General features: G+C 36.1%; 19 protein-coding genes. 5 read left to right on the top strand and 14 right to left on the bottom strand.

Going from position 1 to position 22,432, the window contains the following annotated elements; all coding sequences use genetic code 11:
* Positions 1–76: 76 nt before the first annotated feature.
* The 13 genes from P2W65_RS19490 to P2W65_RS19550 all read right to left on the bottom strand — a co-directional run bounded on the left by P2W65_RS19490 (position 77) and on the right by P2W65_RS19550 (position 17,794).
* A complete protein-coding gene (locus P2W65_RS19490; RefSeq protein WP_289660259.1) occupies positions 77–1,738 on the bottom strand; it encodes a trypsin-like peptidase domain-containing protein in 1,662 nt (553 codons plus the stop codon).
* Positions 1,728–2,915: a TlpA family protein disulfide reductase gene (locus P2W65_RS19495; RefSeq protein WP_289660262.1), complete on the bottom strand. Its 1,188-nt coding sequence runs from the start codon at positions 2,913–2,915 to the stop codon at positions 1,728–1,730. Before P2W65_RS19495 ends, P2W65_RS19490 begins: the two co-directional genes overlap by 11 nt.
* A gap of 6 nt (positions 2,916–2,921) precedes the next feature.
* Positions 2,922–4,076: a peroxiredoxin family protein gene (locus P2W65_RS19500; protein ID WP_179003302.1), complete on the bottom strand. Its 1,155-nt coding sequence runs from the start codon at positions 4,074–4,076 to the stop codon at positions 2,922–2,924.
* An 81-nt stretch (positions 4,077–4,157) separates the two neighbouring features.
* Positions 4,158–5,723, bottom strand: a complete 1,566-nt coding sequence (locus P2W65_RS19505) for a PKD-like family lipoprotein (protein ID WP_289660267.1) — start codon at positions 5,721–5,723, stop codon at positions 4,158–4,160.
* A 32-nt stretch (positions 5,724–5,755) separates the two neighbouring features.
* A complete protein-coding gene (locus P2W65_RS19510) occupies positions 5,756–6,511 on the bottom strand; it encodes a DUF4843 domain-containing protein (protein ID WP_289660269.1) in 756 nt (251 codons plus the stop codon).
* A 22-nt stretch (positions 6,512–6,533) separates the two neighbouring features.
* On the bottom strand, positions 6,534–7,973 hold the full coding sequence (locus P2W65_RS19515; RefSeq protein WP_289660272.1) for a RagB/SusD family nutrient uptake outer membrane protein: 1,440 nt from the start codon (positions 7,971–7,973) through the stop codon (positions 6,534–6,536).
* Positions 7,974–8,006: 33 nt separating this feature from the next.
* On the bottom strand, positions 8,007–11,279 hold the full coding sequence (locus P2W65_RS19520) for a SusC/RagA family TonB-linked outer membrane protein (protein ID WP_289660274.1): 3,273 nt from the start codon (positions 11,277–11,279) through the stop codon (positions 8,007–8,009).
* 208 nt (positions 11,280–11,487) lie between these two features.
* Positions 11,488–12,636: a FecR family protein gene (locus P2W65_RS19525; protein WP_289660277.1), complete on the bottom strand. Its 1,149-nt coding sequence runs from the start codon at positions 12,634–12,636 to the stop codon at positions 11,488–11,490.
* 131 nt (positions 12,637–12,767) lie between these two features.
* Positions 12,768–13,310, bottom strand: a complete 543-nt coding sequence (locus P2W65_RS19530; RefSeq protein WP_289660280.1) for an RNA polymerase sigma-70 factor — start codon at positions 13,308–13,310, stop codon at positions 12,768–12,770.
* A gap of 633 nt (positions 13,311–13,943) precedes the next feature.
* Positions 13,944–14,774 (bottom strand): alpha/beta hydrolase family protein, encoded by an 831-nt coding sequence (locus tag P2W65_RS19535; protein WP_289660285.1) that lies wholly within the window; start codon positions 14,772–14,774, stop codon positions 13,944–13,946.
* A gap of 39 nt (positions 14,775–14,813) precedes the next feature.
* A complete protein-coding gene (locus P2W65_RS19540; RefSeq protein WP_278021729.1) occupies positions 14,814–15,479 on the bottom strand; it encodes an IS6 family transposase in 666 nt (221 codons plus the stop codon).
* Positions 15,480–15,685: 206 nt separating this feature from the next.
* Entirely contained in the window at positions 15,686–17,098 is a 1,413-nt protein-coding gene (locus tag P2W65_RS19545) for an SDR family oxidoreductase (protein WP_289660290.1), read from the bottom strand.
* 12 nt (positions 17,099–17,110) lie between these two features.
* Entirely contained in the window at positions 17,111–17,794 is a 684-nt protein-coding gene (locus P2W65_RS19550) for an SDR family NAD(P)-dependent oxidoreductase (protein WP_111291226.1), read from the bottom strand.
* 267 nt (positions 17,795–18,061) lie between these two features.
* Between P2W65_RS19550 and P2W65_RS19555 the strand changes: the two genes are divergently transcribed.
* Complete coding sequence (locus P2W65_RS19555) at positions 18,062–18,352, top strand: TIGR03643 family protein (RefSeq protein ID WP_109193311.1); 291 nt, start codon at positions 18,062–18,064, stop codon at positions 18,350–18,352.
* Positions 18,353–18,476: 124 nt separating this feature from the next.
* Positions 18,477–19,985: a sensor histidine kinase gene (locus tag P2W65_RS19560; RefSeq protein ID WP_289660297.1), complete on the top strand. Its 1,509-nt coding sequence runs from the start codon at positions 18,477–18,479 to the stop codon at positions 19,983–19,985.
* A 101-nt stretch (positions 19,986–20,086) separates the two neighbouring features.
* Here P2W65_RS19560 and P2W65_RS19565 read toward each other — a convergent pair whose 3' ends face one another.
* A complete protein-coding gene (locus P2W65_RS19565; RefSeq protein WP_289660299.1) occupies positions 20,087–20,515 on the bottom strand; it encodes a hypothetical protein in 429 nt (142 codons plus the stop codon).
* Positions 20,516–20,767: 252 nt separating this feature from the next.
* Here P2W65_RS19565 and P2W65_RS19570 point away from each other — a divergent pair, with 252 nt between their 5' ends.
* From P2W65_RS19570 to P2W65_RS19580, 3 genes are all read left to right on the top strand, one after another.
* The gene (locus tag P2W65_RS19570) at positions 20,768–21,187 is read left to right on the top strand and encodes a hypothetical protein (protein ID WP_240622578.1); all 420 of its coding nucleotides are present in this window, start codon (positions 20,768–20,770) and stop codon (positions 21,185–21,187) included.
* Positions 21,177–21,866, top strand: coding sequence for a VIT1/CCC1 transporter family protein (locus P2W65_RS19575; RefSeq protein ID WP_289660304.1), 690 nt, complete (start codon positions 21,177–21,179; stop codon positions 21,864–21,866). Before P2W65_RS19570 ends, P2W65_RS19575 begins: the two co-directional genes overlap by 11 nt.
* 110 nt (positions 21,867–21,976) lie before the next feature.
* Positions 21,977–22,411 carry a thioredoxin family protein gene (locus tag P2W65_RS19580; RefSeq protein WP_109193307.1) on the top strand — a complete coding sequence of 145 codons (435 nt, stop codon included), beginning with the start codon at positions 21,977–21,979 and terminating at the stop codon, positions 22,409–22,411.
* Positions 22,412–22,432: the final 21 nt, after the last annotated feature.

The raw sequence follows: 22,432 nt of genomic DNA on the forward strand, positions 1-22,432 counted from the left end.
GAAATATAATTTATACCTGCAATCTAAGTCATATCATTCTTTTGAAATTGATAGAGCCTTTATTTTTAATGAAAAATTAAGTTTTGTTACTTAAAGAAGATTCAACAAAATTAAAAATTACATCAGCGGGCACCGCCAGAGAGCAAGTACGGCTGAACCGGGCTATATTAATTCCCATAAAAGTTCCGTTGTCTTTAAAAACAGGACCTCCACACTGGAAAGGCAGTAATTTTGCATCATGAGCAAAAACAGACTCAAAATTATCAAACCGTTCACTCCTTCCTCCTTTAAATTTATTGGAAGGATGATCGCTTAAGGGAAATTTTTCCAGCACTGCGGAACAAATAAACTCTTCTCCGTTTCTTAATCCCTTTATCGAAATAGTATCGCCGACCATATACTGCATTAATTCTTTGCCATAATCTTCGGGTTTTACAACAGCAATGCCATTAATAAATTTCACCTGATCCTTTACCTGCAGACCTGCTTTTACAGCTGGACTATCGGGGCCTAAACTGGTAATCGTTATATTACCGCTAATAAAATTGGCGCCTGCACCTAGATAGCCTTTAGCTGGTCTAGCAGTAAATTTAAAAACATTCGATCCTAAAGAACTTAATTCACTTTTATTATCACTTAAAAAACTGACAAGGGGCGTTCCAAGATTATCAAATGAGTCAGCAGCTTTAGTTTTAGAAATAGCTTCTTTATCAATTTTATTGATTTTTAGAAGTGCTAAATCATTTGGCCGACTAGTGACAAAAACTTTTGCATCATATAATTTACCATCAATTTTAACTAAAAAATCGTTTGTCAGTAGACTGCTTTTAGTAACAATCCATGTAGAATTTCTTAATTTATTCTCGGGTTTAATAAGTGTGCCAAAAGCTATTACTTTTGCCTTATCGGCCTTACTTACTATTTCAACAATTCCTTTTGCCACTAAATTATGCGGTGTAACGTTTGGATTACTGATAATTTTATCCTTTAAAGTGTCAGATGTAAACTGTTGTTTATCTGAAGGTAATTCTGCATAATTTATTGGTTGCAGCAAATTTTCCCAATATTCTCTAAAAAGGTTGATTGGTGACTCGTAATTAACATCTTCATCTATAGCAATACGGCTATGAATTGCAATAACCCTTCCCAAGTTATCAAAAAGCGGACCTCCAGAATCTCCCGGTTCCATTTTGCAAGTTGAAACCATAAATCCCCATGGATCCTGCACTGTTGCTATTTTGCCTACACGTATTGTTGGAACATCTTGATCGAGTGTTGTTGGATAAGCTATACTGACACACAAATTATCAGTGCTCATACTGTCAGACCAGCCCATTTCTGCAAAAGGATAAGTTCCCGGATCTATTATCCTAAGCATTCCTATATCTGGTCTTCCCTGCATAGATTTAATTCCCATTCTTCCCATAGCTTTAGCTCTCGCTGTTTTTCCATCAGGAAATTGCAACTTATAAAAGTTACCTGGGTGAATTGCATGCGCTGCGGTTAAAATAATTCCTTCTTGTTTCACAACAACACCTGAAAACTGCGGGCTGTTTTGTTTTGCACTTAGACTATCAATACCCCACAGCTTTACAGCTGCAGGATACGATTTTTCTAAAACTTTTTTGACGATTTTATCCTGACTTTCTGTATTCTGTGCTGTTAAAACGCTGTGAGTTAACAGCAGCAATACAAATATTTTTTTCAGTAGAAAAAATGCTGTTTTTTTACTTTTCACTTTCAATTGCTTTAGCTAACTGGTCTTTTAAGGATTCGCTGAAACCAGTAAATTTCTGAATTATTTTACCTTCTCTGTCAATTAAAAATAAGGTTGGTATGCCCACAATCATAAATTCTTTTAGTGTCTTTTCTTTATCAGGACTTAACACCTGTGGCCAAGGCATATTTTCTTGTGCCATAGCTTTGCGCCATGCTTCTTCATTAGAATCCACAGAAACACTCAACACGTCAAATCCTTTGTCTTTATATTTAGCGTAAAGTTCTTTTACTGCAGGAATGGCTTTTCTGCAGGGACCGCACCAGCTTGCCCAAAAGTCAATGAGGACATATTTACCTTTAAAAGACTCTATGCCGATTACATCTCCATTAGGAGAAGGATAAGCAAATGCAGGTATCTGGCTTTTATTTTTTAATGAATTTCTAATATTCTTTTTGGTTTGGTACTCCTTATCCAGATATTTAAGATTTTCGGACTGCGGATATTTTTTAAGTGCCTGCTGTATGTTTGATTCTAAAAACGCACTGTCACTATCAGTAGGGTACAAACTCAGTAAATAAGCGATGGCTGGACTATCGGAGTTAACTTCAATAAATTTCTCCAAACGAAGTCTATTAAATTCCCCTGATTTTTTGATAAACCCATCACTCTTTATGTATTTTCTCCAAGTTGAATCTTGCTGTGCAGTACGATTTGCTACAAGCCATTCATCATTCAAAATTTTCATTTCTTCAGAAGCAAGATATTGATTGTAATCCGCTGTATTAATAATCTTAGTTGCTTTAGAACCACTTTGCAGCTCAACAAAACCGGAATTTTTCATTTTAAATTTAGACGTATCATAACCACGAGCCGAAACTTTTACATCTGCATCGGCCCAAAAAGATGCGGTCTGCCATTTTAAAATATCTAAGGAATACAACGTTTGTTTTTTATTCGTTTTTAGTTTGAAATCTCCCTGCTCATTTATTTCTGTTGAATCGATAAGTTTTCTTTGATTTCCAATTCCTTCATATAACCAGATCTTATTGTATTTTTTAAAAATCTCCGGGTTTAGATTTTGAACGTGTCCATGAATAAGAATTGATTTCTCTGATTGTGCTTGTAAGAAAAATGATGCAAAAAAGAAAAAAATGAAACTTAGACAAAAAGGGGATAATTTTTTTAATTGTATCATAATAACTTATTGTTTAAATATTTCTTTTAATGTTTGATCTAGTTCTTCGTGTCCTGCGCCTTTCCAACGTTTAACTAATCGTCCTTCTTTATCTAATAAAATTTGTGTAGGATATGCTTCTATACTATACATTTCAACAACATCCTGTTTTAGATTAATTTCGTTGTTAATAACATTTGTCCAGGTTAAGCCATCTTTTTCAATAGCTCCTTTCCAATTTTTTTCAGCTATAGTCTGACTTTGAACTTTTTCACTTGCAACACCTAAAATTTCAAAACCTAACGATTTGTATTTAGCATACAATTCTTTTAAATGAGGATTAGCGGCACGACACGGGCCACACCAGCTGCCCCAAAAATCTAACAGTACATATTTTCCTTTAAAATCGGAAAGTTTAACCAGCTTACCATTTACATCAGGTTTGGTAAAATCAGGCATCGCACCACCATCGCTTATTATTTTATTGGCCTCAATTTTAGATTTTATCCCCAGACCATATCTGGTATTTTTGTATGTTGGAGACAAGGCATTGAATGCCTGTTCCAACTCGCTTTCAGAATAACTTTTGGATGTTTGATTTAAGTAATAAATGCTGGCAAGTAAATCGGGATTTTCTTTAATAAAAGCATTTTTACCATCTTCAATAGCCTTTCGGTTGGCCATCATCTTTTTTACATGCTTCTCGGTCTCTTCTTTAATACCCATCATGCGTATTTCCGTGAATTGTTGTTGAAGCGCCATCATTTCTTTTATGTTTTTGGCTTGTATTTTTCTTAGTTTTGTAAAACCGTCATTATGGATATCGCCTGTTACTTCAGCCAGATGCAGTTCCTCTACATTACCATTGACAGTAATATTTGCTCCTTTACTAAGGACAATTTCTAAACCTGGAGCTGGCATATACATCCCTGTTTTACCTCCACCTAAATAGATGTTGCGATCGTAACTTGTTCTTAATTGAGTAACGATAGGCTCATCTGTGGCTTTACCGCTCAATTCAAATACATCATTTTTTGCTTGTACTTTAATATCTCCTTCAGGCCCAGGAACAATTATTTGCTCGTTACCTTGTCCTTTAATTTTTCCTTTAATGGTAAAATCTTGTGCACTAACTGCAATTGCAGCAGAACACATTATCACTGAAATTATAAACTTTTTCATTTATTTAGTTTTATTGTTTTTTGTTATTAATTACTTATTATTTTATCCCGATACATTTGTGGCGTATCGGGATAAAATCGATTACCTGACAATAAATGGTTTCCATGCCATGGCTTTAATTTTACCAAACCCTGTGTACTTTTTTTCTGTACCAGTTATTATTGCCCCATTGGTTTCATTCACCCCCATTTGATAAACCGATCCTATTTTTGTACTTTCATTATAAGTGGCTATGTATAAAATTTTACAAAAATTCTTAGGATCGTATATAACACCAGTAGCTCTATTCTGATTGTAATATTTTTGCAAAGAAATTGTAGTTATGGTTTCGCCAGCTGGCGGAGTCCAAAGTTTATCTGTAGTACCAGGCGTGTATTTAAATTGATATAAATTATTAGGAGAACTATAGTAAAACACTTCGCCATATGCCCCTGCGGTAATAGCATTAACACTAGCAATTTCGGGGCACAAACTCATGTTATATTTACCTCGTCCAATTGTAGTGGTCTCTCCGCCAATAAAATTTGCGGTTAGTAAAAAATAACTGCCACCTGCATCTTTCATAAGCATATGTTCGAAATTGCTGAATCCTAAATCAGAATCGATTAATTCTAAACCGACATTATTGACATCAAATGCTGCCGTTGCAACCTGTGCAGTTGCAATAGGAATAATTTCTGCGCCTCTGGAAACCACTTTTACAAACTTCTTTTTGGTTTGGTCATATAAAATTGCATCAAAAGCTGCACTCGTCGCAGTTGCCATCCAAGGTGCTAATTTTCCATAGCTGCCTGCTAATGCATCATTAAATGCTCTGTCTCCAGGTGCAATAATGGTATAATCAACCACATGCAACTGATTGTTATTTATTAGAAATTCCTTTCTGGCTATAGTTGCATTGACAAATTCAGGAGTTTTTACTGCTGGAGGCGTCCAAAATAATTTATCATTAAAAACAGCAGTACTTCTAAATGTTGTGGGATCAACGCGAACGGCATCATTAGTGCTTTGTATATATAAAGCATGAGCTCCGGTTAAGTTAGCAAGTGAATAAATCAGTGAACCTGGTTTACCCGATATCGGAGCTCCATTAGCATTTGCATATAAGTCATAATACACCCGTTCATTAGTAGCGGTTTTAGAAATTTCATTATTAGTTATCAAACCAACATCTGTATTGCCATCTTTTTCGTAGAGCACCATCCAGCCTTCGGCTAAAGAAGGAGTGACAGCCACAGGAAATTTTGCAAATGTTTTTACTCCTGTATTTGTATTCGTTACTGTAAACAGTACTTCCCAAACTAATTCATTGGCCGTAATCTCTTTATGAAGGTGTAAAGTAGTTGCTAAATCGTGTCTTTCCTGGACATCTCTATTGATCTGGGCGGGATACATTTCCCAACTGAAACTTAACTCTTTAAATTGAGGGTTTTCCGGATTTACTTGTGTACCCTTATAGATTACTTTAGGTTTTAACGTTAAGGTATCATAACGCAAAATAGAATAAGAGGTTTCCATTTCAGAAACATCAATAGTTACTTCATCTAACTTTTGATACTCATAATTCCCTTTATCATCATAACAGGAAACCATGGTAATCATAAGAAACAAGAAGCTGTACAACTTAAATATATTTGCTTTTCTCATTTTTATTTTTTTTAATTAGTCCTATCCAAAGATTATGGAAAAACAACTAATACATTATTTTCATCTCTCAAAGGCTGACTGTGCTCTTGATTGTACTTTATCAATTCGCTTTTGCAGCGATTTTGATAATACTGGGCACGCGTATAACTAATTTCATTAGGAGGAACCGGTGTGCCTGTGTAACGAACTTTGAATACTGGCGCTTCACCGATTATGGTTGTAATAAATTGAAATTTAACATCCGAGTAAACACCAAAAAAGGTAGACAACCTGTAATAAGGAAGCGGGTCTACATCCCAATGAGCCGGTTTACTAAATTTGTCCTTGAAAACAATTTTTAGATCAGAACGTTCTGTAATTCCCTTTTTAAAGTTTTCATTTTCTTTAAGTCCAAAAACAATCTTAGCAGACTTATTCTTAAAATCAGAAGAACGGTAGATATAAACAGGAAAAACATCTTGATAGGTATTTGCTTTCAATACATAGTCCTTTAACTTATAATGAACTCCTTCTAAAATTGCAGTGGTATCTCCAGCTATTGGCTTTAACCTGAAAGTTCTGTCTTGAGCATTAGAAAATCCAGTTAATCTAACAGAAAACATTATGCTGTCGACACTATTAAGTGATTTAAAAGCATAGTTGTACTCCAAACTATCTGGTTTTGTAGTGTTAGTGCCTAACCATAAATTCAGTCCGCTGAAATCTTCAGGAAATACTGATTTGGGTTCCTCTTCACATCCTATAAATAGCAAGGAGCAGATTAGTATTGCAAATGTTATATTTTTCATAGTGATGAAATGTGTTTTTTAATTATTGATTATCTACTCTGCCAGGTGCGTTATTAAGCTCACTTATTGGAATTGGTAATTTGTAACCTTTTACCGCTATTATATCATTAATTGGCGAACGAGGAATACGGCTTGAGTTTAATCTTTTATGAAAAAAGAACAGTTGTCCTTCGCCTACAACATCCTTTCTAAATTCTTGTAATAAAACAGCATCAAATACAGCACGATCAATATTCATTGTGGTTAACCCTCTATGTATTCGTACTTCATTAATCATTGCTGAAGCTTTTGTAATATCTGTGTCTTTGAGAGCTTCCGCAGCAATAAAGTACATTTCAGACAATTTGATAATTGGCATTTTATTTCTATAAGCAGTCGGCCAGCTTGTACTTTCTAACTGCTCGTACTTTCTTAAAAAATAATTCCCTTCATTGTTTGCTCTGTACCAGTATAGATATCTGTAATCATCTGAATTACTATCGTAATATTCGGTTCTGGTTGCAGGAAACATATAAAAAACATTACTACCACCTGTTGTGGTAAACGAGTTTTGATATATAGTATTCATTCGAACAATATTTAAAGCAAATAAATGTTCCGTAGAAAATATAAGGTTTGCATTATTTGCATCTACCAAACTATTTTGAGTAATCCAAGGGAATTTCGCTGAATTTATTACCTCCATAGCATTCGAGACTGCTTGAGCGTGATCATGTTTATAGAGATAAGCTCTTGCCAAGAGTCCTTTGACCGCATAATAATTTAAATGCACCTGACGATTCATTAAATATCCATTATCATCTGCAATAGTAATTTGCTGGCCTGTTACTATAGGATCGTTTTTCAATAACTCTGCTGCTTGGTTCAAATCATTAATAACATTAGTAATTACGGCATCTACTGAAAGCTGCGGTGCAATTTCCTTACTCGCTTTTGTGAAATACGGAATAGACAATTTGTTTGGGTTTTCCTTATAGCTTGCCCCAAATACACGAAGAAGGTCAAAATGAATCCATGCTCTTAATGCTAAAGCCTCTCCTTTTATAATGTTAAAATTATTATCTATAAAGGCTCCTTTTTTAGCATCAATTTCTTCTAATAATTTATTATCATTAGCTATTGCGTTATACATCTGATTCCAAATAGCATCAATTCTGTTTAAGGAAGTAGTGCTGTTTTTATAATCATAGGTTTTATCAAAGTCATAAGAAATACTTTGAAAATCCCACTCAGCCCCTAAAACTCCCATTAATCCGAAGGTCATTTCTCTTCCATATAATGGTTCGTAGGCCAAAGTCGTGTAAACGCCTGCCAATGCCTCTTTGAAGCCACTTTCGGATGAAAATAAATTACTATCGCGAACTTGGGACTTGGGTTCAACATCGAGCCAGTCTGTACAAGAACTCAAAACTAACGATAGAGTTAAGACAATTATTTGGGGAAATATTTTATATACTTTCATGATTTAAAACTTTATACGTTAATATTGCATCACTTAAAATGATGCTTGGACAGAAAAAGAAAACGTTCTTGCAAAAGGAAAATCTAATCCTCTTTCGGCTCTAATAGTTGAGATTCTTGCTAAATCATTACCGAATAGTGTCAATCTTAATCTGCTTAAATGCGATTTTTCTAAAAAGTTCTTATTTCTAAAATCATAAGAAACATTCACAGAATTCAATAGTAATTCATCAAGATCTTGAACAAATCGGGAACTTGGGTTGGTTCGGGTTGGAGTACGGCCAATTGCTTTAAAGAAGACATTATCTCCTGGATTTTTCCATGTATCAGTAAATACACGTTCATCGACATTATATTGAATATCCACATTTTCTACTCTATCCACTAAAGTTTGATTGTAATATTGGGCTCCTAGACGATACGAAAATGCGCAGTTGATACCAAAACCTTTGTACTGTGCATTAAATCCAAAACTTCCTCGCACTTTAGGAGTAGATTCTCCTACAGCTACCTGATCATTTGGATCCCAGACATAAGTTAGCTCTCCGTTCTTTTTTACAAAAATTTCACTCCCTGTAGCAGGATCAATTCCCATAGATCGAACAGCCCAGATAGCAGTAGTCGATTTTCCTTCCTGATATCTTACAAAGGGTTTTGTAGATGTGCCTCTATCTGCTTCTAATTCATCATTAACTGAGTTCAGTGCATCCGAAATTTTAACTAATTTGTTTTTATTAGATCCAACGTTTAAAAATAAATTAACAAAACTATTGCTGGAAGGATTACTCCATACTTTATAGTTTAAAGTGGCATCGACACCATTATTTCTTATTTCGCCTAAATTTTCTGAAATAGTGCTAAACCCTACTGATCCGGGCATTGAAACAGGTGTAAGCAGGTTATTAGTGAGACTTATGTAATAATCAAATCGTAAAGATAATTTGCTCCATAACCCTAAATCTAGACCAAAGTTATAATCTTGCGTCTGCTGCCACTTCAACTGATCATTTGCCAAACCTATTAATTTTGCTCCCACTATATTATCATAATAACTATCTGTAAAATAGTTGTAAGTAGCCATGGCCTGATAAGGATTAAAATTCTGGCTTCCTGTATATCCTGTCGAAGTGCGTAATTTTAACTGCGTTATCCAATCTTGTTTGAAGAATTTTTCTTTGTGAATATTCCATCCTAAACCAACCGACCAGAAATTCCCCCAGCGGTTATCGGCACCAAATATGCTGGATCCTTGCAAACGATAGGTAAGATCTGCTAAATAGCGGTCATCATATGAATAGTTTAATGCAGAAAGTAATCCCGTTTCACGAGTAAGAGCATCAGAACCTGATGGTCGTCCATCTTGAGCATATTGTCTTGCAAAATTTATATAATCAACTCTGTCATTTAAAAATCCTTGAGCATGTACACCATGGCTTTCGCTTCCCACTTCATATAAATTCCATCCGGCATTTAGATAAAAAAGGTGTTTATTGATCGTTTTGGAATAATTTAGCGTAAGATCTGTTTTAATAGAATGGCTTATACCATCGGTTATGGTATAATCCCCTCTTCTATAGAAATCTTCTTCCGAATATTCAGCATAGCGGGTATGATTGGCAGGATAAAAATCTTCTCTGGTTTCATGAATCTGCGTATAGCCGATACGACCAACAATTTTAAGTGCCTTGGAAACAGTCCACTCTGCTTGAAAATTATTGGTAATATCAATGTAATCACTAAAATTTTTAGTTCCTAACGTGGCATTAAATAATGGATTATAATAGTTTACAGGAGTTCCAGATCCGGAATTAAACTGTCCTAATAATTTTTTAATATTGCCATTATCATCATATGGTGTCCAATACGGATTTAATCTTGTGTATTCCGAAAATGAACCATAAGGAGAATCGTAAGCATGATTGCCGGTAACCGTCAAAATATTTCTAAAAATGAAATCACTCACACGATACGATAAAAATATATTGCCCGAAGTCGTTCTGCGCCCTGATTCTTTCATAACTCCTGGTATGGAGTTATATGTTAAATCTGCTCCGTAAGTAAAATTATCATCTCCTCCTTCTAAAGACAATGTACTTTTATGCCCCACAGCTGTTGTTAAGGGCTGCGAAAGCCAATAGGTATTAACTCCTCTTGCTACCTCAGCATAGGTTCGATTATATTGCTCTTTGAGTAATTGTTCACTATAATAAAAATTAGAACTGTACCTCCCAGCATTTAATTCTACCTGAAGTTTTTGCTCCGCATTGGTTAAATGATAACTGCTCAAATCCGGAGCGGTTACATTTAGATCTCCCGTGTAGCTTACTCTCAGTTTCCCTTTTTGAGGTCTTTTAGTTTCAACTACAACAACTCCGTTTGCCGCTCTGGAACCATAAATAGCTTTTGCCGCGGCATCTTTAAGGATGGTTACAGCAGCTACCCTGTTCATATCCAGGTCGTAGATTTTCTGCAGAGTAGTCTCAAACCCATCCAAGATAAACAATGGGGAATTGGGGTTATTTGCATATTCGCCACTTAAACCTGGTAAGCTGTTAGCTCCTCTGATTTGTACATCTGGTAAAATATTAGGATTCGATCCTGCAGCTATATTATCAATCTGAACAAATGAGGGGTCTAGTACTTTTAAACTTTGAATTAAGTTCTGATTTCCTATAGTTCTCAACTCAGCGGCTGTGAATGTAGATGCCGCGCCGGTAAAACTTTCCTTATTTCTGGTATAGATTCCAGTAGATACAATTTTTACTGCCTGAAGTTCTGTAACGTCTTCTTCTAAAACTACTTTAATCTGCCTACTATTACTAATTGGAACTTCTTTAGTTTTATAACCTATATATGAAAATTGAAGAATATCATTTTCAGCAACTTGTATAGTAAATTGTCCATTCAAGTCTGTAACTTCAGTATTTTTTGTCTTTTTTGAAGTTACACTTACTCCCGGTATAGCTAAACCCTTAGCATCTGTTACAATACCAGATATCTGAATTTCTATTTGCTGATTAGAATTACGCGGAATTGCTACAAGAGAAGGTTTGATTACAATAGTGTTATTTCCAGCTAATGAAAACTCAAGCTTATTAGCTGTAACACACTTTTCAAGTAAATCTGAAATTTTAACTGTTCCCTTTTTTAAATTTACCTTGGGTGCATTTAAAAACAAATCTTGAGAATAGATAAAATTGTAATTGGTTTGCTGGATAATTAAGTCAAATATTTCATTAACACTAATTGTCACGTCTTTCTTTATCACAATTTTTTCATTCTGAGAAAAAGCTATTGTTGGCGACATACTAAAAGCAGTGAGGCAGCTAAATAACAATATGGTTCGAATCATAAAAATAAAATATCGATCCCGATAAGAGGGACGAAAAATGGTTTGGTTAATTTTCATAAATTTGTAATGGTGATTGGTTATTAAAAATAATTGGTCATTGGGAATCAAAAAGGGGGATTGTTATACACCGGCCAAAGTTTATATGCTTTCCCTCTTTTTATATTTATCTAAAAATCACAGTCTTTTCTTTTATTTCATAGGATTTAATTTGGTTAGTAGTTTTAATTAATTCTAGTATCACTTCAAGGTTTTGGTTTTTGCTAAATTGTCCTTTAAACTTCTCATTTTTAATCGTTTCATCTTTGATAATAAATTCCACATCATACCATCGGGATAAAACTTTTACAATATCCTTTAAAGTCAAATTATCAAAAACAAATTGACCATTCAACCAGGATAATTCCCTATCTAGATTGGCAGGAGTTATTCTTAAAGAAGAAGTGGCAGAATGTAAAACAGATTGCTCTCCGGGACTTAATTCTTCTTTTTTAGCAGCGTAATCAATAACAACCTTCCCCTCTTTTAAGGTGGTTATTAGATTTTCTTCGTCTTTATAGGCTTTGATATTGAATTGGGTACCGAGTACTTCAACATTTTGTCCTTTGGTTTTTACGTTGAAGTGTGCCCCTTTGTGAGCTGTACTTGGAGATACTTCAAAATAGGCTTCACCATATACCAGCTCTACAAAACGAGGTTTACCGTCGATAAAACGATTAGGAAATTTTAGCTGAGTTTCAGAGTTAAGTCTAACCTTTGTTCCATCGGCTAATAATAAAGAGAATTGTCCTGCACGCGGAATGGTTAGATAATTGAACTCTATAGCGACATTATTATCTGAATAGGTTACTGATTTATCATTTGTAGTTACTCCTTTGCCTTTGTAACTATTTCCGTTTCCTAAAACGATAGTCTTTCCATTTCCTAAAACTAAGATCGCTTTATCTGTACCGGGTGCAATAGCTGGTTTATCGGATGCAAGGGAAGTTTCAATTTTGTTTATAGAATCGTGTTGGGTAAAATAGAAAAGAGTTCCTAATACAATCACTGCAGCGGCAGCATATTTCCATAAATATGATTTACTATCTGCGCCAATGGTTTTTTCTATATTTTTCCAAGCTCTTTTTTTATTTATTTGTTGTGCTAATAACTGTCGCTGTCTTCTTTTTTCAGGACTGTTTACGTTTTCAAAAATGTAGTCTTTATATTTTTGCTCAAAAAGATCCGTCTCTTTTAATTCTTTTGGGTCTTCTTCTTTGACCAGCGATAGAGCAATCTGTCTTGAAAGTTTATAAAGTTTGTTTAAAGTCGTCATTTTAGTTTCTTTTTTATACTAAGACGACTGAAAAGATAAAGTGGGTATAGAAAAAAATATTTTTTTTAATGTTTTTTGAAAAACACCTAAATATCTACAACAAAATTAAGAAAATACCGCATAATATGTAGCTAATTTTTTAATTCGGCCATAATAGCGAATAAAAAGAAATAATCTTTTAATAAAGGACGTAAACGCTTGTAGGCAATCTTTTTTTGCAGTTTAATGGTATTTATAGAAATTTGAAGTTCCTCAGCAATTTCTGGATTACTCATCCCTTTCATACTCAATCTTATAATTTGAGCACATTTTTCAGGTAACGATGTTATCGCTTTTTCTAATATATGAATTGTGTCAGAGATAACCACTTCACTATGAAAAAACTGATCCGTCTCCCATTTGGATATATCTTCTGCATCTAAAGAGTGAGTTGTTCTTACATAAGCACTCTTCAAATAATCGAGAGACTGATTTTTAACAGCTATATATAAATATGATTTAATAGCTTGCTCATTCTTAAAGGCAATTTTTTCTTCCCATATCTTGATAAAAACATCTTGGACTAAATCTTGCGAGGTTTCAAGATTTTCAACATACTTATTGGCAAAAAGGCATAAACTAGTATACAAACTGTCAAATGTATACTTATATTCTTTCAATGTTAATGTTTTCATTTCGGCTGCTGAAAAATATTAAAAATTCAAAATAGTTAAAAATACCAAATGTAAGATTATACTGCTTATTAGCAGGTCAAGATAAACATTTAAAAATTAATTAAAAATTCTAAATTCAAAGCACGTAAATATATATAAATTCTATAAAGTTACTAGATTTTAATATCTTAGTTATTCTCATTTTTTTATCAAAGAGACATAAATATAATTTAAATACCTAATTTAGAATAGCTTACAAAACTTAAAATATTATAATAACATTTTGATTCCAATCTGTATGTCTCAGAAATTTCTTAATATGAAAATGGAACAGCCTCAGTTTTTGCTACAGAAAGCTAAATCGACTTTGCGAAAGAGAAGTGAACTGTTTGTTTAAGGAATCTTTGAAGCTTACCTTCTAATTTGTCATAGAAACTTAAGAAGATTTTATAAAATATTGAAAAACGTTTTTAAATTAATAATTGTCTAAGTCATTGCATTTAAGACTGTTTCTATCTCCCCCTTTTTTTAATCCATAATTATACTTCACTTATTTATAAAAACAGGTGTTCATTTCTTGAACACCTATTCTCTAATTTACAGTCTTTATTTATCGATTCAAAAATGAAAAATACATAGAGCATTTTGCCTGTATTATTGCTTTTGATTAAATCGTTCAAAGAATTCATAAGTTCTTAAAAGCTGATCAATCCTCTGGCGGTTATCCCCGCTTCTGGTAATTTCATGGCTTGCTCCCGGCTGTCTGACATATTCTACGGGTTTTCCTAAAACTTTTAAGGTCTTGTATAACATCTGGCTCTGCGTAACACCTGTTCTATAGTCATTATCTCCATGAATAATCAAAAATGGCGTATTAATATTTTCTGCATAATTCAATGGCGATTCTCGTTCTAAAATCGCTTTTGTTTCTTCTTCCCAGGGATAACCGCCCCAATATCTTGGAACCATCCTCCAAACATTACCTTCTCCGAAAAAAGTACTCAGATCATAAACCCCTCGCTGGCTGGAAGCAGCCCTAAAACGCTGGTCATGACTGATAATCCAGGTCGTCAAATACCCTGCATAAGAACCTCCTGTAATAAATAATCTGCTGGTATCGACCCAGCCTTGTGCGATGCTTTTGTCCAAAGCTGTTAAGACATCGCTTGATGGTCCTGGTCCCCAGTCTTTAATATTTGATCTCAGGAATTTTTCGCCATATCCCGAAGACCCTCTTGGATTACTGTATAAAACACCATACCCCTGCGCTGCAAAAAACTGGTACTCCAGCCACATGCTCGCATCACCGGGTCCAAACATTGAAGCAGGCCCACCGTGGATTTCTGTTAATAATGGGTATTTTTTACCCTGCTCGAAACGAGCCGGTTTTATAAACCAATATTCAACTTCCAATCCTTTATCGTTTATAAAAGTCCCTTTTTCAGGAAAACTTATCTCTTTATTCTGAAGCCGGTTCTGTCGCATCTGTCAGAATCAAATATAAAAATTGAAGTAATTTAAAAGTTAGCCCGCCAATTTACAGAATGATTTAAACATAGTTATCCCTGGTCTAACCATTTGATTCTTTCTCAGCATATGCACAACTTCAATTCCGCTCAATGTTCGTCTTGCCGATTCAAAACTTTTAAAGCCTAACCCATTTTGTATCCTCCATTTTATAAATCGATGGTCCTGTTCGACAATATTGTTGAGATATTTACACTGCCGGATTTTAATCTTTGTGAATGAACGTTTGTTATAGACTTTGATAGCGGCAGTATTAGAACCGCTTTTATCAATGTTTACTACTCTTGGTCTGTAGTTATTACTAATTGCTTTAATTAGAAATGACTGCGCACTCATTCTTTGTCTTTTTCTGGTCAAAAGAAAATCAACCGTATTGCCTAATTTATCTACTGCCCTATATAAATAACACCAAATACCTTTTACTTTGATGTAGGTCTCATCCAATCTCCAACTCTCCCCCACTCTGCCTTTTCTCTTCTTCATTTCTGCCTCAAGCAAAGGTGCAAACTTGTAAACCCAACGCTGAATCGTCGCATGATCCACAATGACTCCTCTAATCTTCATTAGTTCTTCAACATCACGGTAACTAAGTGTAAATCTTAGCTTGAAATATACTGCCTGAAGAATTATGTATTTTGGATAACAATGACCTTTAGTATTCATCTTTTGATCGGTTTAAAATTCTAAAGATAAAAGTTATTCCCAGATGCGACAGAACCAATGAAATTATGGCGTACAAAATTAATGCTCACAGGATCTCATTTTACAAACCTTTTTAAACTGCAAGATATTGAAAACAGCATTATATCAGTACAATACCCCCAGCTGTAAAATAGTCCGCAGGCCAAGCTCACATTATCCACAAACCCTTAAATGAGTTTTTTAAGCATGCCGTCAAATATAAAACCATGAAACGGCAGCACGGCATACCAGTATAGTCTTCCCATAAGACCGTGGGGTTTAAAAGTGGCCGCCTGATATAAGGTATTGTTGATTATTTTAAATTCCAGCCAGGCTTCGCCCGGAAGTTTCATCTCGGCATACAAAACCAGTTTGCCCTTCTTCTTATCGGCATATACAACCCTCCAGAAATCCAGTGCATCCCCTGCATGTATCTGCGTTTTATGCGTCCTTCCCCTTCTGGTGCCCACACCGCCAAAAACCTTATCGATGAATCCGCGCAGCTCCCAGAGCCAGTCGGCGTAATACCACCCGGTCTCTCCTCCTATGGACCAGATCCGAGCAATTGTATATTCCCTGTTTATGACTGCTCTTTTTCTTCTGTCAATGTAACAGCCCTTTTTTGGGACCTTCAGGTATTGGGAAACATTTCCTTTGAACTGTCCGCTGACACGGGAGTCTTTCCAGCTCGAGATGATATCATCATCACTGATTTTTTTCAAAGCCCTCTCTAATGCCTGCCGGTAAGTAATAGGTGTAACGCCCAGCAGGCTGTTAATCCTGTTATCTCGGCAGATGACTTCCACTTTCATGCTGCTGACCAGCGCCGAGGCCAGCTTAAAGGAAGTTGAAGTCACAAAATACAGCCAGTAGGACGATAATTTCGGGGTCATCACCGGTACGGTGTAAATGTATCTCCGTAGTTTTTTTGCTCTGGCAAACTCCAGCAGCATTTCCTTGTAGGTCAAAATATCAGGTCCCCCGATATCAAAACTTTCACCATAAACTGCCGGATTTAACAGCGAGCGGATTAAAAACTCCAAAACATCGCTGATGGCAATCGGCTGGCATTTGGTATTGAGCCATTTTGGGGTAATCATAAGGGGCAGTTTATCCACCAGATCACGTATTATTTCAAAAGAGGCGCTTCCCGATCCTACTATTATTCCGGCCCGAAGCACCGTTAAGGGCAATGCTGCAGTCTTTAAAATATCTTCCACCGCCTTCCTTGATGACAAATGTTTGGATAATGACTTATCATTTACAATTCCGCTGAGGTAAATAATCTGTTTTGCATTTGTCTGGTTTATTTTTTCTATAAAATAATGTGCCGAAATGCTTTCCAGCTGATCATAATTGGAAGCGCCGGACATGGAATGGATCAGGTAATAGGCCGCGTCTATATCATCGGGAATACTCTTCAGGCTTTCCGGATCCAGAAAATCAGCTTCAATGACCTGTATTTTATTTTCAAATTGTTCAGGAAAGTAAAACCTGTTTTTATCCCGAACGCAGCAGATTACTTCATTTCCGTGATCCAGCAGCAAGGGCAGCAGCCTCTTGCCGATATAACCTGTAGCGCCTGTTAAAAGAATTTTCATCTCTGAGCTGTTTTACAATTTAAAGCTTACCAAACCATAATCCATCGCGAAAACCTGGCCTGAAATTGATGCTGCATCTTCAGAGATAAGATAGCCAGCCATACGTCCAACCTCCTCGGGTTTTAGATAATTTTTCAAGGGGTGTCGTTCCTTCATATTTTCCTTCATCCTGTCGTTTCTTAAAATAGATGCTGATAAAGAAGTCTCTGTAATAGTCGGGGCAATAGCATTGATACGGATTAACGGGGCAAGCTCGGCGCCGAGCGATTTAACCAGACCCTCTACTGCTGCTTTCGAGGCCGCAATACTGGCATGAAAAGGCATTCCGAGTTTTGCCGCAACACTGCTGAATAAAACAATAGAAGGTTTTTCCCCTTTCTTTAACGCAGGCAGATAATGCTGAATCACTTTGACTGCTCCCACCACATTAATTTCAAAATCATTTCTGAAATCATCCAGGCTTAAGCCCAGAATGGGTTTCAGGTTTATAGATCCCGGACAATAAACCAGGGCATCCATACTTTCAAATTCAGGCAAAGGATCCCCGAGCACATCGATTGCAAAATGAATTAAATTCGGATGGGTAATATCAGGAGCTGTCCTGCTGATATTGATAATCCGGCAGTTTTCCAGATTCTGCATTACAACAGCATTCCCTATTCCTTTACTGCCGCCAACAATTACAATAGTTTTCATTTTTTTAAGATTAAATTTAAGAGCTGGGAGGACTGTTTGTGCTATGATTTTCAATAAAATAAGATATTCTTTATTAATAAAATAAGATATTCTTTATTAATTATCAAAAAAGCTAAACTGTGTTTTAGCATAAAGTTATCTTAGTATCTTAAAGATAACAATTGTTTGACAATTTTAAATAAATATTAAACAAAATAAAAATTATTTTATCTAAATTAGCTATGCTCTTCTCAATTCTTCAAGGAGAATCCCTCAAAAAATACAATCATGAAAAAATTAAAACAGCAGTTTGCTGATCGTGACCTGGACCGCATTATTGAAATGGCATGGGAAGACAGAACCCCTTTTGAGGCTATTGAACACCAGTTTGCGCTTAAGGAAGCTGATGTAAAAACTTTAATGAAGAAGGAACTCAAAACCGGCAGTTATATACTTTGGCGTAAAAGGGTAGAAAATTGTAAAACAAAGCATCTGCAGAAACGCTGTGAGCAGATCAGCCGCTTTAAGTGCAGAGAGCAGCGGGGCATTTCCAATAACAAAATAGCAAAGAAGAAATAATAAAAATGATTACCTGCCAATTATTGGAATTATGATAAAAAATATGGAATCCCTGTAACAGGAAACTTTTTAAAAACCAGTATATTCGCCATTAAAGACCAAAACACCAATCAAACCTAACGCTATGTACCGAAATCCAGGGCTTCTACAAAATATAATTGATGCTATCCCTCTTCCCGTCGGGGTGTATGTGGGAGATAATTTAGAAATTGCACTGGCCAATGATGCCATGATCAAAACATGGGGCAAAGGAAATGATGTGCTTGGAAAAACCTATCTCAGCGTGGTTCCTGAAATTGAAAACCAGCAGATTCTCGATGAGGCCCTTGGCGTTCTTAAAACCGGAACTGCCTTTCATGCTGTGGGCAGAAAAGTAGATCTGGTCATGCAGGGAATTATGACCGAATATTACTTTAATTATAGTTTTATTCCGCTTTTTGACGAGCATGGAAAAGTCTATGGCGTGCTTAATACCGGCGCTGATATCACAGATCTGCACAAAGCAAAAGAAGAAACCCTGAAAGCAAATGAAAAATTAACCATAGCCATAGAAAGTTCCGGGATAGGAAGCTACGAAATAGACCTTGAGACCAAAAAAATCAAGACTTCAGCAAATTTCAATACGATCTGCTCGATTGGAAGCGAAACAACAAATGACGATTTAATTGCAAAGCTGCACCCAGAGGACCTTCATGCGCGCGAAAAAGCGCACCAGCAGTCCGAGGAAACGGGAAAAATATGCTATGAAGCGCGGATTTTAAATGATGACGGCGCCTACCGCTGGGCTAAAATCAATGGAAAGATTATCAAGGACAAGGACGGGTCTGCAAAGACCATCATTGGTATTGTTCAGGATATACACGAGCATAAGGAATTTCAGGAGGAATTAAAAAAACAGGTGGCTGCCCGCACAAATGAACTCACGCGTTCCAATCGTGATCTGATGCATTTTGCCAGCGTAGTGAGCCACGATCTTCGAGAGCCGCTGCGAAAAATTAAAATTTTCAATACCCTTTTACGAAATGACATAGAAGAAAATGTTAATGAAAAATCTAAAAAATACCTTCATAAAGTAAGCCAGTCCGCCCAGAGAATGGAAAATATCATAGAGGGAATTTTGACCTATTCCACCCTTGACAAAACTTCACAGGTTATAGAAACAATTAATCTTAATAAGGTTATTGAAGACATAAAAATAGACCTTGAGCTCATAATAAGGGAAAAAGGTGCTATTTTAGTTACTTCTGATCTTCCACAGATTCAGGGAGCCCCGATTTTAATTAACCAGCTTTTCTATAACCTCCTGCAAAATGCCTTAAAATTTTCCAAAGCGGACCAGCCTCCAAGGATTATCATAACAAGCAGCATCATCAATAGTGACGGCCAGGATTTTGTACAGATAAAAATAAAGGATAATGGTATTGGAATTGAGGCTGAATTTGCAGAAAAGATTTTTACGGCATTTGAAAGACTGCATTCCAAAGACCAGTACGAGGGAAATGGCCTTGGGCTTGCCCTGTGCAGAAAGATTGCCGAAAGGCATAATGGTAAAATAACTGCAGCCGGGGAAAAGGACAACGGCGCTGAATTTACGGTGACCCTTCCTTTACAACAAAAAGCCGATACGCTGTAGAAATTGAAATTTACAACTTCCCGCCGTTAGAGCAATTTTACAAATAACAGCAATCTGTCTGATAAAATAATATTAGACAGCTTCATAAACACATATTTTTTTTATTTTGCATTCCTGTAAATTTCAATCTTGCCAATCACATCAAAATCCAATGTGTAATGGGCAGCAGGCTGATAATTTTCATCGGTGAGGACAATTTTCATGACCTGATGAATTGAAGGATGAGTGTCTGTATCTGCATTTTTTGAAAGAACAGGGTAAAATGACAATATTCCCTGCGGAACATTACCGTTTATAAAAAAAACAAATTCTTCTATTTTAGTGGGCTCCACAAAAGACTGACCTGGAAAGTTAAGTGGATTTTGCCTTATAAAAGCCTGAAACTGCTCAAGCTCAGTACTATTAAAGCACAGTGCGTTTAAACTGCAACTATCGGCCTTGTCAAGTCTGAACCATTTGAGATTTAGAATTAACCTTTTAGAATTAAAACTGCAGTTAAAATATGCCAGCTGTGTATTTATGGTATACATGAAGACTTTCCTTTGTTAAATTTAATTCTCCTATTCAATTTTAAAAAGTTACCCTGATTTCATTATGTTTCATTACTGATTCCATGACCAGGAGCCGCATCATTTTAAAAAGCCGATACTGTTATTGTACTGCTAACTTACTGCAATTTAATCCTGCAATAAAAGCCTGAATAAAATTTAGAATCATTCTAACGGCAGCAGCCTGATAACCAAAGGTATTTTGAAGTAATTTTATTTGGAAATTATAGACCTATGAAAATGGATGTTATGGATAGAGAGATTCTCTCGGACACTCTTAAAAACATAGATAAAAAAATTGAAGGGTTAAATAATCAAAAAATTAAAGCCTTCTTTGAGTCTCTGGGACTGGAGCAAAGAGATGACATTGCTAAAGATTATCTGAACTGGGAAAACATACTTATTGTGGTTCCCAGCCGCAGTACTTTAAATGAACTGAAGAAATATAAGTATTCCATATCCCGAATCTCTTTTATTGCAAATCCTAATGCAGAGCAGATTCATATTTACGATTTTAATGAATGGAAAAACAGCACCCGGAACAAGACACAATTTCAGATCAGGGAACTGCTGAAAACCAATTTTGGAGGCAGTCCAAAAATATCTGAAAATCGGGACTGGGTTAAATTAATGCAAAAAAATCATGGAAGCTGAAAATCATTACATCACCAGAAGCGGGTGGCTGAGGGCAGCAGTTCTGGGCGCCAATGACGGAATTTTATCCACCACCAGCCTGGCTATTGGCGTGGCAGCTGCAAGCGTGAGCAGAGAACCTATTCTGCTGGCGGCAACAGCCGGTTTAGTGGCAGGTGCATTGTCCATGGCCGCAGGCGAATACGTATCGGTAAGCTCTCAGGCTGATGTTGAAACTGCTGATCTTACCCGCGAGAAAGAGGAACTTAAAAATATGCCTGAATCAGAGCTTGAGGAACTGACCCATATTTATATGAAGCGCGGGCTGAACAGTGAACTGGCAAAACAGGTTGCAGTCGAATTGACAGCCCATAATGCACTTCAAACACATGCGAGAGATGAGCTCGGAATCAATGAAATTACCCAGGCTAATCCCTTAATGGCCGCTTTCGCATCAGCTGTATCTTTTGTCATAGGGGGCTTGCTGCCGCTGCTGGTGGCTATTTTAGCTCCCATAAAAGAAATGGTATTGTACCAGTATGGTTTTTCAATACTCTTTTTGGCATTATCGGGAATGCTGGCCGCTAAGGCCGGGGGATCCCATACGCTGAAAGCTGTAATGCGTATCTGCATCTGGGGAACTTTTGCAATGGCAGCCTCAGCCTTGGTCGGTTATATTTTCGGGGTTCATACGGCTTAAGAAAAACAGTCCTGAAGCCGGAGTAAAAATTAATTGAATCTTAAGCAATTAAAAAAAATAAGAATCGCAGCAATGCGTTATTTCGTATATACCTAAAAACAGACTGCAAAATGAAACTAATTACATTATTGCTTTTAATGACCGTGCTTCCCATTAACTGGGAACCTGATTTTAATAATGCAAAAAAAACAGCAAAAGAAAAACATGAATTAATACTGCTCAACTTCTCGGGTTCAGACTGGTGCGGACCCTGCATTGTGACGCGCAGAGATTATCTTGAAAGCCAGGTATTCTCAGAGATGGCAAATGAAAATCTGGTACTTGTTAATGCTGATTTTCCAAGGAAAAAGAAAAATATCGGAACACCGCAGCAGGTTAAACGAAATGAAGATTTAGCCGAAATATACAACAAGGAAGGAAATTTTCCCCTGACGCTTCTTTTGGATGCCGATGGAAAAGTGCTTAAAACCTGGCATGGAAAACCCGAATCTACTCCTGAACAGTGGACTGCCGAAATAAAAGCGATCTGTGAGAGCCGAAAATAACATGCTTAAAAACCAAAAATA

Source organism: Flavobacterium panacagri, assembly GCF_030378165.1.
Taxonomy (GTDB): domain Bacteria; phylum Bacteroidota; class Bacteroidia; order Flavobacteriales; family Flavobacteriaceae; genus Flavobacterium; species Flavobacterium panacagri.